This is a genomic window from Burkholderia sp. JP2-270, assembly GCF_003233675.1.
Classification (GTDB): domain Bacteria; phylum Pseudomonadota; class Gammaproteobacteria; order Burkholderiales; family Burkholderiaceae; genus Burkholderia; species Burkholderia pyrrocinia_C.
Genome location: NZ_CP029824.1, coordinates 3,103,472 through 3,115,488 on the forward strand (window position 1 = coordinate 3,103,472; position 12,017 = coordinate 3,115,488).

13 protein-coding genes are annotated in these 12,017 nt (G+C 68.0%); 4 read left to right on the forward strand and 9 right to left on the reverse strand.

The features are described 5' to 3' along the window. Positions 1-17: 17 nt before the first annotated feature. Positions 18-623, reverse strand: a complete 606-nt coding sequence (locus DM992_RS14635; protein WP_072436404.1) for a CDP-alcohol phosphatidyltransferase family protein — start codon at positions 621-623, stop codon at positions 18-20. A 463-nt stretch (positions 624-1,086) separates the two neighbouring features. On the opposite strand from DM992_RS14635, the gene DM992_RS14645 reads away from it, so the two are divergent. Both DM992_RS14645 and DM992_RS14650 read left to right on the forward strand, forming a co-directional pair. After that, positions 1,087-1,716, forward strand: coding sequence for a lysophospholipid acyltransferase family protein (locus DM992_RS14645; RefSeq protein ID WP_111017942.1), 630 nt, complete (start codon positions 1,087-1,089; stop codon positions 1,714-1,716). Between the two features lie 37 nt (positions 1,717-1,753). Beyond that, positions 1,754-2,683, forward strand: coding sequence for a phosphatidate cytidylyltransferase (locus DM992_RS14650; RefSeq protein ID WP_034183328.1), 930 nt, complete (start codon positions 1,754-1,756; stop codon positions 2,681-2,683). Between the two features lie 44 nt (positions 2,684-2,727). On the opposite strand, the gene DM992_RS14655 is transcribed toward DM992_RS14650, so the two are convergent. The 3 genes from DM992_RS14655 to DM992_RS14665 form a co-directional block, all read right to left on the reverse strand. Beyond that, on the reverse strand, positions 2,728-3,552 hold the full coding sequence (locus DM992_RS14655) for a topoisomerase IV (protein WP_111017321.1): 825 nt from the start codon (positions 3,550-3,552) through the stop codon (positions 2,728-2,730). 56 nt (positions 3,553-3,608) lie between these two features. Next, positions 3,609-4,376 (reverse strand): hypothetical protein, encoded by a 768-nt coding sequence (locus DM992_RS14660; protein ID WP_239511287.1) that lies wholly within the window; start codon positions 4,374-4,376, stop codon positions 3,609-3,611. A gap of 149 nt (positions 4,377-4,525) precedes the next feature. After that, entirely contained in the window at positions 4,526-6,355 is a 1,830-nt protein-coding gene (locus tag DM992_RS14665) for a methyl-accepting chemotaxis protein (protein ID WP_111017322.1), read from the reverse strand. 274 nt (positions 6,356-6,629) lie between these two features. On the opposite strand from DM992_RS14665, the gene DM992_RS43400 reads away from it, so the two are divergent. Next, positions 6,630-6,764 carry a hypothetical protein gene (locus DM992_RS43400; RefSeq protein ID WP_275427570.1) on the forward strand — a complete coding sequence of 45 codons (135 nt, stop codon included), beginning with the start codon at positions 6,630-6,632 and terminating at the stop codon, positions 6,762-6,764. Positions 6,765-6,798: 34 nt separating this feature from the next. Here the strand turns inward: DM992_RS43400 and DM992_RS14675 are convergent, their stop codons facing one another. The 3 genes from DM992_RS14675 to DM992_RS14685 are packed head-to-tail and all read right to left on the reverse strand — an operon-like array spanning position 6,799 to position 9,806. After that, on the reverse strand, positions 6,799-7,110 hold the full coding sequence (locus tag DM992_RS14675) for a hypothetical protein (protein WP_111017944.1): 312 nt from the start codon (positions 7,108-7,110) through the stop codon (positions 6,799-6,801). Beyond that, positions 7,110-8,468 (reverse strand): acyclic terpene utilization AtuA family protein, encoded by a 1,359-nt coding sequence (locus DM992_RS14680; protein WP_111017323.1) that lies wholly within the window; start codon positions 8,466-8,468, stop codon positions 7,110-7,112. Before DM992_RS14680 ends, DM992_RS14675 begins: the two co-directional genes overlap by 1 nt. 39 nt (positions 8,469-8,507) lie before the next feature. Further along, positions 8,508-9,806, reverse strand: a complete 1,299-nt coding sequence (locus tag DM992_RS14685) for a citrate:proton symporter (protein ID WP_111017324.1) — start codon at positions 9,804-9,806, stop codon at positions 8,508-8,510. A 97-nt stretch (positions 9,807-9,903) separates the two neighbouring features. Here DM992_RS14685 and DM992_RS14690 point away from each other — a divergent pair, with 97 nt between their 5' ends. Further along, positions 9,904-10,800: a LysR family transcriptional regulator gene (locus DM992_RS14690; protein WP_111017325.1), complete on the forward strand. Its 897-nt coding sequence runs from the start codon at positions 9,904-9,906 to the stop codon at positions 10,798-10,800. A gap of 39 nt (positions 10,801-10,839) precedes the next feature. Here the strand turns inward: DM992_RS14690 and DM992_RS14695 are convergent, their stop codons facing one another. Together DM992_RS14695 and DM992_RS14700 are read right to left on the reverse strand one after the other, a co-directional pair. Then, a complete protein-coding gene (locus tag DM992_RS14695; protein ID WP_111017326.1) occupies positions 10,840-11,424 on the reverse strand; it encodes a flavin reductase family protein in 585 nt (194 codons plus the stop codon). A 131-nt stretch (positions 11,425-11,555) separates the two neighbouring features. After that, entirely contained in the window at positions 11,556-11,981 is a 426-nt protein-coding gene (locus DM992_RS14700) for a VOC family protein (protein WP_034183320.1), read from the reverse strand. Between the last annotated feature and the right edge of the window lie 36 nt (positions 11,982-12,017).

The window sequence follows — 12,017 nt, forward strand, 5'->3', positions numbered from 1 at the left end:
CTCCGGCGCCTCGTAGGTCAACCGCCCTTTTCGGCGATGCCGGCCTGCACGCGCCGCACCACCGTCACGATCGACAGCACGATCAGCAGGCGCCACAGCCACGCGGCGATGCTGCCGACCGGCAGGCCGAAGCCGATCCACAGCGCGAATGCGCCGAGGGCCAGCGCGCGGTCGCTCTTGCCGAACGGGCCGTCGTAGCGGCGCGTTGCGCCGACGAGCGGCCCGATCAGCCCAGCGCATTCGACGATCACAGCCGTCAGCGCGAACAGCCAGACATCCGCCGGAGCGAACGCGGAAATGGCGAGGAACGGCAGCACGAGCGCGACATCGGACACGATGTCGCCCAGCTCGTTCAGGTATGCGCCGAGCGTGCTCTTCTGCCCGTGTTCGCGTGCGAGCATGCCGTCGATCGCGTTGAGCGCCATCCGCGCGAACAGCCACAGCGGAATCAGCAGGAACAGCACGCGGGCGAATACGCCGAGCCCGGCGAGCGCGCCGACGACGATCGAGCCGCCGGCCGCGAACAGCGTGACCTGGTTGGCGGTGACGCCGCGTTCGGCGAGCGAATTCGCGAACGGACGCAGACGGTCCTGGAATTTGGGTTTGAGTGCGTAGAGGCTCATCGTTTCGTATTCGTATTTTTCGCGCGGCGCAGTCGGACACGTTTGCCGCCGCCATGCCCACGGGCGGCGAAACGGCCTTCGTCGGCCTTCAATGGACGGCCCTCATCGTCGCCGAGCCGCTCCGATGCGTCAAGCATGCGCCCGGCCCGCCCGGGCGGCGCCAATCTGGCGTTTTTGACGGAAACTCGCGATAATCCGCTGGCCCGATCGCAGCGAAGATCCATTCGAACTGCAAACGGGCGCTCGTGCAATGGCCGATCATCACGCCGCCGACCGGCACATTCGCCGCTACGCAGCGTGGTGTGACGGCGAACCGTCCGATTATCGCGGACCTGCGACAGGCAGCCACGAACTTGAAAAAATTTAAACAAAGGCCGTCCGGCGCGCATCCTGCCTCGCCGGCATTCCGGGATCCCGTGCGCCGCACCTGCGGCCGGGCATGCAGGCAGGAGGCACCGCGCCGATGAACATCGTCAACGTCTGGCAGCGCGACTTCCTGCTGTCCATCGTGCGGCTCGTCGCCGGCGCGTATCCGGTCTGGCATCAGGCGCCGCCGTCCCCGACGCAGAAGATCTATTTCTCGAACCATACGAGCCACATCGACACGCTCGCGATCCTCGCCGCGCTGCCGCGCGACGTGCGCGCGGTCGTGCGGCCGGTCGCCGCGCGCGACTACTGGGACAGCAGCGACATGAAGCGCCACATCGCGCAGAAGCTGCTGAACGTGGTGCTGATCGACCGTCACCGCGAATCCGGCGGCGACCCGCTCGAGCCGGTGCGCGACGCGCTGCGGCAAGGCCACTCGATCATCATCTTCCCGGAAGGCACGCGCGGCGCCGACGTGCTGCCGCAGCCGTTCAAGAGCGGGCTGTTCCATCTCGCGACCGAGTTCCCGAACGTCGCGCTCGCGCCGGTCTATCTCGAGAACCTGCAGCGCATCATGCCGAAGGGCGCGATCTGGCCCGTGCCGCTGATCTGCAAGGTGCACTTCGGCGCGAACGATGCGCTCGGCGACCAGGAAGACAAGCCGGCGTTTCTCGCCCGCATGCGCGACGCGGTCGTCGCGCTCGCGCCGCAGCGGCCCGCGGGCTGAACGCGGCGCCCTCCTCTCCCTTTCTCCGGATATCCCCATGCGAACTCTCTTCTGGGAACTGGTCGCGGGCGTCACGGGCGTGCTCGTCGTCGCCACCGTGATCGGTGCGATCCTCGGCGCGCGCAGCGGCGGCACGAGCTCGACCATCGTCAACCTGAACCAGCGCATCCGCGCGTGGTGGGCGATGATCGCGATCATGGCCATCGCGATCGGCCTCGGCAACAACGTCACGTATCTCGTGTTCGCGCTGCTGTCGTACCTGACGCTGCGCGAATTCATCACGCTCACGCCGACCACCGCGAGCGACCACACGACGCTCTTCATCGCGTTCTTCGTCGCGATCCCCGTGCAGTACCTGCTGCTCGGGATCAACTGGTACGGGATGTATTCGATCTTCGTGCCCGTGCACCTGTTTTTCGCGATGTCGCTCGTGTCGGCGCTCACGCAGGACACGCGCGAATTCCTGAGCCGCAACGCAAAGATCAACTGGGCGCTGATGGTGTGCGTGTACGGGCTGAGCCACGCGCCGGCCGTGCTGATCCTCGACATTCCTCGCTACGCGGGGCAGAACGCGCTGCTGCTGTTCTTCTTCCTGGTCGTCGTGCAGATCAGCGACGTGCTGCAGTACGTCGTCGGCAAGCTGTTCGGGCGCCGCAAGATCGCGCCGCAGCTGTCGCCGTCGAAGACCGTCGAAGGCTTCGTCGGCGGCGGCCTGCTCGCGACGCTGTGCGGCGCGTCGCTGTATCGCGTGACGCCGTTCAGCTTCGGCGCGGCGTTCGGGATCTCGCTCGCGATCGTGATCGCAGGCTTCGTCGGTGGGCTCGTGCTGTCGGCCGTCAAGCGCTCGCTCGGCACGAAGGACTGGGGCTCGATGATCGCGGGCCACGGCGGGATGCTCGATCGCGTCGACTCGATCTGTTTTGCCGCGCCGGTGTTCTTCCACCTGGTGCGCTATCTGTACGTGTGATGCGCGGAGGGCGCGACGCGGCCTTCGCGTCGCGCTGCAACCACTCAATACCCTTCCCGCACCGCCTTCGGCACGACGTAGCGGCCGCGCGCCGCGTCGAATTTCACCACGTAGCGCGCCCGGACCGCGCGATCGCCGCGCGTGCCGGTTTCGGTCACGATCAACGGATAGACGGCGCCGGTGCCGGTCAGGTCGGGCGTGATCCCGAAGCGCAGCGCCTCGCAGCGCGCCTGGACGTTCGCGCATTCGTTCGACTCTGCATTGTCGAGCGCCTCGTTGATGCGCGCCGCCGCAAGCACCAGCGCATCGCCGTACGGCAGCCAGATCGAGCGGATACGTTGCGTATAGCCTTGTCGCGAGTCGCCGTCGCCGATGACGAAACCGAACAGGTGCGGCCCAAGCCGCTCGATGCTCGGCGTGCCCGGCTCGCCGCGCGTGCCGGACGCGATGTCCGTCTTCTTCAACACCGCTTCGAGCCCCTTGCCGTCCGGCGAGGGCTTCAGCACGTACAGATCGACCGTGCCCGGCGTGGCGTCGCTGTCCATGCCCGGCATTCCGTCCTGCACGGCCGCCTCGGTCTCGCCGCACATCGCGAGCAGATACCGCGGGCCGTCGGCAGTCGCAACGCGCAGCGAGCCGCACGGCGAATAGATGGAATCGCCTGCGTCCGGCTGCCAGCCCTTGCGGTCCGCGCGCCACGTGCCGTAGCTGTCGCTAATGAACTTCTGCAACTGACGGTCCGGATGAATCGGATCGGCCGCGTGGACGGGCGACGACGCGGAGAGCGCGGCGAGCACGGCGAGTGCGGCAAGTGCGGCTAGCGAAGCTGCGAACGGCTCGCCGCGTTTTTTTCGGTGCTGGACAGTCATGACGAGGTCCGGTCGGATTGGAAAAGCGTGTAACGGACGGTTGCGGGCGCACACGATCAGGGTCGCCGCGGCGCGCTGCCGTTGCCGTTGCCGTTGCCGTCCGGCTTCAGCCGCGCAGTTTGCACCCACCCTTCGGCAATGCCGTTCGTGCGCGGATTCAAATAGACGACCGACGTGAAACGGCCGTAGTCGATTCGCGCATCGACGTGGTCATGCTCTACGATGAACAACCCGTCGATCCGGCATGCGTCATCAGGCGCGGAAAAGAACGGCAGGCGCCCCTTGCCCGTCACGACGCGGCCCGTATCGCTGCCCGTCACGTAATCGCCCTGCGCTTGCGCACGGCGGTTCAATGCGTCGCAATCGACGGTGCCGTGCAGCGGTGCGGCCGGTGCAGCACACGCGGACACGAAGCGCGACAGCGCATGCCGGTCGATCGCCAGCACGTCCGGCCGGTCGGGGTCGCGCGTAACGTCGAGCGCACGCATCGCTTGCGTATCGAGCGTCACCCAGCCGATCGTCGCATCGCGGTTCGGCGTGCCCGGGTGGTCGGGCGTGACGAACAAGCGAATGCGCAAGATGTTGCCGTCGCGCTCATCCACATTGGCGTGGATCGCGCGCCGGTCCATCGCGGTCTGCCGCAGCGCCGGCACGATCAGTTGCGTCAACTGCTCGTCGCACGATGCCGGCTGCGCGGCAGCAACAGCCTGTGCGGCCGTCACGCCTACGCACGCCAGCGCGGCGCGCACAGCGACGGCCGCCAACCGGCGGCGACGCCCGGCCTCGCCATTCGCGCCGGCCGGCGTTACGATTTTGTTCTTCATTGCAGGACCCGGTCGATGCGCGCGGCCCGCGCCGCGCGCGCGGGCATGCACCCGCGAGCCCGTAGCGTACACGCACGGCGCCCGTTCCGCCGGCCCGTTCCCGCCCCCTTCGTGCATCCCTCTTGTAGGCTTCGGCAACCGCAGCCGGATCAAACCGATACCGTCTCGGCCCGGTGCGAACTCGCGAGCTTGAATTCGCCGACCGTCTGCGCGAGCTGCGCCGCCTGCTCGCGCAACAGCGCCGCGGCGGCAGCCGATTCCTCGACGAGCGCCGCATTCTGCTGCGTCGAGTGATCGAGCTGCGACACGGCCTGGTTCACCTGCGCGAGCCCGGTGCTCTGCTCGTTCGCCGCGACCGTCATTTCCGCGATCACGCTCGTGATGCCGCGCACGCCCTCGACGATCTCGTCCATTGTCGCACCGGCCGTCTGCACGAGCCCCGAACCGCCCTCGATCTTCTCGACGGACGACTGGATCAACTGCTTGATTTCCCTGGCCGCCACCGCGCTGCGTTGCGCGAGCGTGCGCACCTCGCCCGCGACCACCGCGAAGCCCCGCCCATGCTCGTGCGCGCGCGCCGCCTCGACGGCCGCATTCAGCGCGAGGATGTTGGTCTGGAACGCGATGCCGTCGATCACGCCGATGATGTTCGAGATCTCGGCCGACGCCTTCGTGATCTCGCCCATCGTCGTGACCACCTCGCTCACCACCTCGCCGCCGCGCACGGCGACACCCGACGCCGATTCCGCCAGCCGGCTCACCTGCGTGGCCGCATCGGCCGAATTGCGCGCCGTACCGGCGATCTCCTCGAGCGCCGCCGCCGTCTCCTGCAGGCTCGATGCCGCAAGTTCGGTGCGGCTCGACAGATCCTGGTTGCCCTGCGCGATCTCCGCGCTCGCCACGTTCACGGATTCGCTGAAGCCGCGAATCTGCAGCAGGATCGCACTGATCTTTTCGGCAAACATATTGAAGGCGTGCGCGATCTGCGCGGCCTCGTCGCGGCCGTCGGCCGGCAGCCGCTTCGTCAGGTCCCCGCTCCCGCTCGCGACGTCGGTCAGCGCGTCGCGCACGAGCAGCACGCGCTTGAATGCCGCGTTCGTCAGTGCGCCGACGAGCGCTGCCGCGACGCAGGCGACGACGAGGATCGCAACGAGCGTCGTCGTCGCGACGGCCCGCATGCCGGCCGTCACGTCCGACCGGTCGAGCGCCATCACGAGCGACCAGTCCGTCCCGGCGATCGGGCGCGCGCGGAGCAGCTTGGTCACGCCGTCCACGTCGATCGCCACCGGTTCGGTCGCCGCCTGCAGGCCGGCGAGGCGCTCCGGCGTCAGCTCGGGCGACAGCTCGGCGGCCGGCTTCATGATCAGATCGGTCTTCGCACCCGCGATCAGGCGCCCGCTCTTGTCGACCAGGAACGCGAAGCTCGACGGCGTCGGGTGCATCGATGCCACGATCGCGCTCGCGCGCTCCATGTAGAGGCTGGCCGCGAGCACGCCCTTCAGCGTGCCGCCGCGAACGATCGGTGCGGCGAACGCAAAGGCCGGCTTGCCGGTCGACGCGTCGCGGTACAACGCCGTGACGACGAGCCGGCCGGCCTCGACCGCCTGCTTGAACCACGGGCGCGCGGTCGGATCGTAGCCGGCCGCGAGCGGCACGTTCGAGAACGCCGTGCGGTCCGGCAGGCCGAGCGTGAGCACCTGGAAGCCGCCCGATTTGCCGAGCAGCGTCAGCGCCGGCAGCGGGTCGCCTTCGCCCGGCGCCAGCGTGTCCGCGAGCGCCTGGGTCTGCTGCGCGCGGCTCGCGACCCACTCGTCGAGCGCGAGCGCGTGGCCGGTCAGGACGGACTGCAGGTTCTGGTCGATGGTCGTGTCGTTGTGCTGCTTGACGACGTAGTACACAAGGCCGCCTGTCACGGCCAGGGCCGTGACCACGATGGCGACGCAAGTCGCCAGAATCCGGGCGCGAATCGATGACAGCATGATGACGGTGATCTCCGGTTGCCGCGTTGTTTTCGATTGGTCAAATGGACACTCAATCGTCCTTAACGACCGCGCGAGACTCAACTTGAGGTCCGACTGGTCTGACCGCGAAAAAAATAGCGAAACCGGGCCCGGCGAAAGCACGCGAGATCAATACCCGCGACGGGTCAACATGCCGACGCGATGGGAAAAACGACGGTTGGGCGCATACTCGGGCGTTCCGACATTCATCGTTGCGGGGCCGGCGCGCCGGTCTCGCCCACCGAAATCGCCCATGAAACTGAAGCTCGACATCGTCCAGCTCGCCGCGTCGCGTGCGGTCTACGATTATCGAAAGGACCAGCGGCCGCACATCGCCGGCGAGCGCATCGAACACGCGGACGGGCGTCGCGAGCTGCTGACTCCGTGATGTCGTGCCTGCGCTCCGGCGGCGACGTATGGCGTCACGCCGGATCGGGCACGTCGATCGCCAGCAGCGCCGAACTGACCGACTTGCCGTGCGCATCGAGCGCGAGCGAGCGCGTCACGCCGCCGCCGAGCGCATCGCGCAGCACGAAATTGAACGCCCCCAGCGCCGGCAATTCATAGCGCACGACTTCGCCGTGCACGATTCCCGCTAGCCAGGCCTTCACCTTGTCGGCATCCAGATGCGTGCGCAGATGATCGTAATGACGCGGATCGCGGCAGATGACCGACACGTTCAGCGTATTGCCCTTGTCGCCGGTGCGCGCATGCGCGAGTTCACGCAGTTGCATCATGCCTCCACGAATGAAAACGACGGTGTCACCGCCGCGCGCGGCAGCAGCACCGACTGCACCGCGATTACCTCGCGCGTCGACTTGAACGCGCCGCCGCCGCCGGCCGGCCCGTTCGTATAAAGCGTCTCGACTTCGTTGCCGATCCGCGCCGCTTCATCGGCGCTCGCCGCACGTCCGGCCACCCGCACGCGCACTTCGGCCGGCTCGCCGCGCACGGCCGGCGTCGCGTCGCCATACAGCGAATCGACGCCGATCAGGTCGAAACGCAACTCGGTCGCCGCGACGCCGGTCAGCGCCAGCCGCTCGCGGACGATGTCGAGCGCGAGCCGCGCGCGTTCGAGCGCGCCGGGGCCGCCGTACGAGATCTGGCCTTCGCCGATGTAGCCGTCGATGTACGCCACCGACACCTTCAGCGTATCGGGCCGCACGGTGCCGCGCCCGCCCGTCACGCACACGCGATCCGTCGCTTCCTCGGCAACCGCGACGCGCGTGAAATCCGCGACGACGTCGGGCTGCAGATACCGCGCCGGATCGTGAATCTCGTAGAGCAGTTGTTCCTTGCAGGTCGCCGCGCTCACGCGGCCGCCCGCGTGCGCCACCTTCGTGATCACGACCGAGCCGTCCGCCGCCACTTCGCCGATCGGGAACCCGAGCCGCGCGAGATCCGGCACGTCCTTGTAGCCTGGATCGGCGAAATAGCCGCCCGTCACCTGCCCCGCGCATTCGAGCAGATGGCCGACGACCGTCGCCTGCCCGAGCGTGTCCCAGTCGTCCATTCGCCAGCCGAACGCGTGGATCAGCGGCGCGGCGAACAGCGACGGATCGGCGACGCGCCCGGTCAGCACGACGTCCGCGCCAGCCGCGAGCGCGTCGACGATCGGCGCGGCGCCGAGGTACGCGTTCGCGGACACGATGCGATTGCGATACGCGGCGACTTCGTCGCCCGATTCCTCGAAACGGAACGCGCCGCGCATCACGACGTCGAGCACGTCGTCGCCTTCGACCGCCGCGACTTTCAATTGAGCGATACCGAGCGATTGCGCGATCTGCGCGGTACGTCTTGCCGCCGCGAGCGGGTTCGCCGCACCCATGTTCGACACGATGCGCACGCCCTTCGGCACGGCGATCGGCAGCACCGCACGCATGCGCGCGTCGAGCAGCGGATCGTAGCCGAGCGCCGGATCCTTGCGGCGCGCCTGCTGCGCGATCGCGATCGTGCGCTCGGCCAGGCATTCGAAGACGAGATAGTCGAGCTGCCCGTGTTCGGCCAGTTCGACCGCGGGCTCGATCCGGTCGCCCGAGTAGCCGGCGCCCGCGCCGATGCGCACGCGCCGTTCAGGTTGCTTTGCTGTCATGTCCGTACCATCGTCCGGCGGGCGCGCCGCCGGGAAAAATCAAAAGATGCCGAGCACGACGCACGCGATCGTCATCACGATCGAGGCACCGAACAGCAGCGGGAACGTGAATTTCTGATGCTCGGCCAGCTCGATGCCGCACAGGCCGACGACCAGGAACGTCGCGGGCGTCAGCGGGCTGACCGGAAACCCGGTCGTCATCTGGCCGAGCAACGCGGCCTGCCCGACCTGCACGGCCGGCACGCCGAGCTGGCCGGCCACCTCCGCGATCACCGGCAGCACGCCGAAGTAGAACGAATCGGGATCGAACAGCATGCTGAGCGGCATCGACGCGAGGCCGAGCACCACCGGAATATGGCCGGCCATCGACGGCGGCACGAAGCCGACCGCGGACTGCGCCATCGCCTTCAGCATCCCGCTGCCCTGCATGATCCCCGTGAATACGCCGGCCGCGAGCAGGATGCCGGCCATCATCAGCGCCGCGCGCGCATGTGCGTCGACCCGCTTCCTCTGCATGTCGACGTCCGGGTAATTCACCATCAGCGCAATGCACAGCCCGACCATGAACATGATCGCCGGCGGAATCTTCTCGCCCATCACGACCATCGTGCCGAGCACGACGAGCGTCAGCACGAGGTTGAACCAGAACAGGTGCGGCCGGCGCAGCGCCTGCTCGTCGGGCGTCAGTTCGCGCTTCGGCAGCGGGATCGATGCATCGTCGCGCGTGAGGCCGAGCCGCTTCTCCTCGCGCCGCCCGAGCCAGTACGCGACGCCGAACACGAACACGAGCCCGACCGCCTGGACCGGGATCAGCGGATTGAACAGCGCCGACACCGGCAGGTGCAGCGATGCCGACGCGCGAATCATCGGCCCCGTCCACGGCAGGAAGTTGATGCCAGCGGCCATCGACACGGCCGCGGCCAGCACGCGCCGGTCCATCTTCAGCCGGTCGTACAGCGGCAGCACGGCCGGAATCGTCACGAGAAAGCAGACGGCGCCCGAGCCGTCGAGATGGATCAGCAGCGCGAGCAGCGTTGTACCCATCACGATGCGTGTCGGCCGCGTGCCGACCGCGCGCAGGATGCGGTCGATGATCGGGTCGAGCGTGCCGGCGTCGGTGATCGTCCCGAAATACAGGATCGCGAACACGAACATCCCGACCACGGGCGCCAAGCCCTTCAGCCCGTCGATGACGAACTTGCTGGTATGCAGCCCGAAGCCGCCGATCAGCGACGCCGCGATCGGCACGACGATCAGCGCGACGAGCGGCGACATCCGCTTCGACAGAATCGCGGCCAGCAGCACGACGATCGTGCCAAGCCCGAGTAACGGCAGCATCCGTGTCTCCTACCTTGTCTTTTGTTGGAGACGAGCGTAAGGTCGGCGCAGCGATAGCACAATTGAAATGATTTGATCGCAGCAATCACGAATCGTTATGGATCTGAACCTTCGCGACATCCGCGCGTTCGTCACCGTCGCGCACGCCGGCAACTTCACTCGTGCGGCCGCGCGCCTGCACCTGTCGCAGCCGGCGCTGACCGTGCAGATTCGCCGGCTCGAGGAAATCGTCGGCGCGCGCCTGTTCGACCGCAACAGCCGCAGCGTCGCGCTCACGCAGACCGGGCGCGAGCTGCTGCCGCTGCTGCAGCGCTCGCTCGACGACATGGAGCGCGTGCTGCGCGATGCGCGCGCGCTCGGCGAAGGCGCGAGCGGCACGGTGCGGCTCGCATGCCTGCCGACCTTCGCGTCCAGCGTGCTGCCGGAGCTGATCCAGTCGTTCCGGCGCGACGTGCCGCGCGCGGGCTTCGAGATCCGCGACGGCGTCGCGAGCCTCGTCACTGCGCTCGTGCGCAACGAGGAAGCCGATCTCGGGCTGACGGGCGGCGACGCGCTCGATGCGTCGCTGGAGGTTCTGTACACGGGCGCCGACCGGCTCGTCGCCGTGTGCCCGAAGGATCATCCGCTTGCGCGCAAGCGCCGCGTGAGCACCGCCGACGTCGCGGGCGTGCCGCTCGTGCTGACCGCGCAGGGCACCAGCGTGCGCAGCGTCGTCGACGCCGCGCTGGAAGCGGCCGGCTGCACGCCCGACATCGCGTGCGAGCCGACCTACATGATGACGGCCGTCGCGATGGTGCGCGGCGGCCTCGGCGTGACGATCCTGCCCGCGACCGCGCGCGAGGTGCGCGCCGAACCGGAGCTGGTTGCGAAGCCGATCGACGATCCCGCGTTCGTGCGGCCGGTCGCGCTCGTCACGAAGCGCGGGCGCACGCTGTCGCGCGTCGCGCAGGCGTTCGCCGAAGCGATGCTGGCGGAATTTAGAAAGCGCGCGTGAACCGCGCGCCCGGATCGGCAAAGGAAGCCTGCGTGACGCTTATTGCGCGTCCGGATCGACGTGCAGCGATTCGCCGATCGCATAGAAATTGCCGCCCGCGATGTAGTGCAGGCTGCGCAGCGCAGGATCGGCCGATTCGAAATACCAGTGGCCGTCGCGGAATACGCGCGTGTCGGACCACGCAGCGACCACCTCACCGATGAACAGGTCGTAGGTCTGCTGGTTGTGCGGCTCGGGAATCAGCTTGCACGCGAGCCAGCCCGAGCAGCCGGCGACGAACGGCAGGTCGTGGCCGTCGACGTCGAACAGCCTGACGCCCGCTTCGCGCAGCTTGTCCGGCCGCTCCGCGAGACTGTGGCTGCCGACCGCATGCGTGAGCTGCAGTTGCGCGGCCGTCGGCACCTGGATCACGAACGTGCCGCTGCGCTCGACGAGCTCGCGCGTTTTCGCGGCTTTGTCGAGCACGACGGTCAGCTTCGGCGGCAGGAAGTCCAGCGCGCACGCCCACGCGGCGGCCATCACGTTGTCGACGCCGTCGTGGCGGGCCGATACGAGCACGGTCGGGCCGTGATTGAGGAGACGATAGGCTTTCTTCAGCTCCACCGGAGCGATGTGACTGTCCATACGGGTTCCTTGGAGAACGGCGCGCACGGACGGATGCCGTGCGGCGCGGCGTCTGCCGGAGCGCTTGCGCGCGGCCCGGCGAAGGCCGCATTCTCGCACCCAATTTCAATCGGCGCCGACAGCCCCGTGCATCACTTCGCGAACAGTTGTCCGATATCGCGGAACGCCTTGAACTCGAGCGCATTGCCGCACGGATCGAACAGGAACATCGTCGCCTGTTCGCCGACCTGCCCCTTGAACCGCACATACGGTTCGATCGCGAAGGTCACGCCGAACGATTTCAATCGCTCGGCCAGCGCTTCCCAGCTCGCCCAGTCGAGCACGATCCCGAAATGCGGCACCGGCACGTCGTGACCGTCGACGGCATTCGTATGCGCGCCTTCCTGCGATGCGGTCTTCGGGTGCTCGTGAATCACGAGCTGGTGCCCGTAGAAGTCGAAGTCGACCCACTGCGTGCTCGAACGCCCCTCTTCCAGCCCGAACACGCGGCCGTAGAAATCGCGCGCGGCCGGCAGGTCGTAGACAGGAATCGCCAGGTGAAACGGGGAAAGACTCATGGTTGCCTCGTGAAGGAGCGCTCGCGTGGCGCGAGG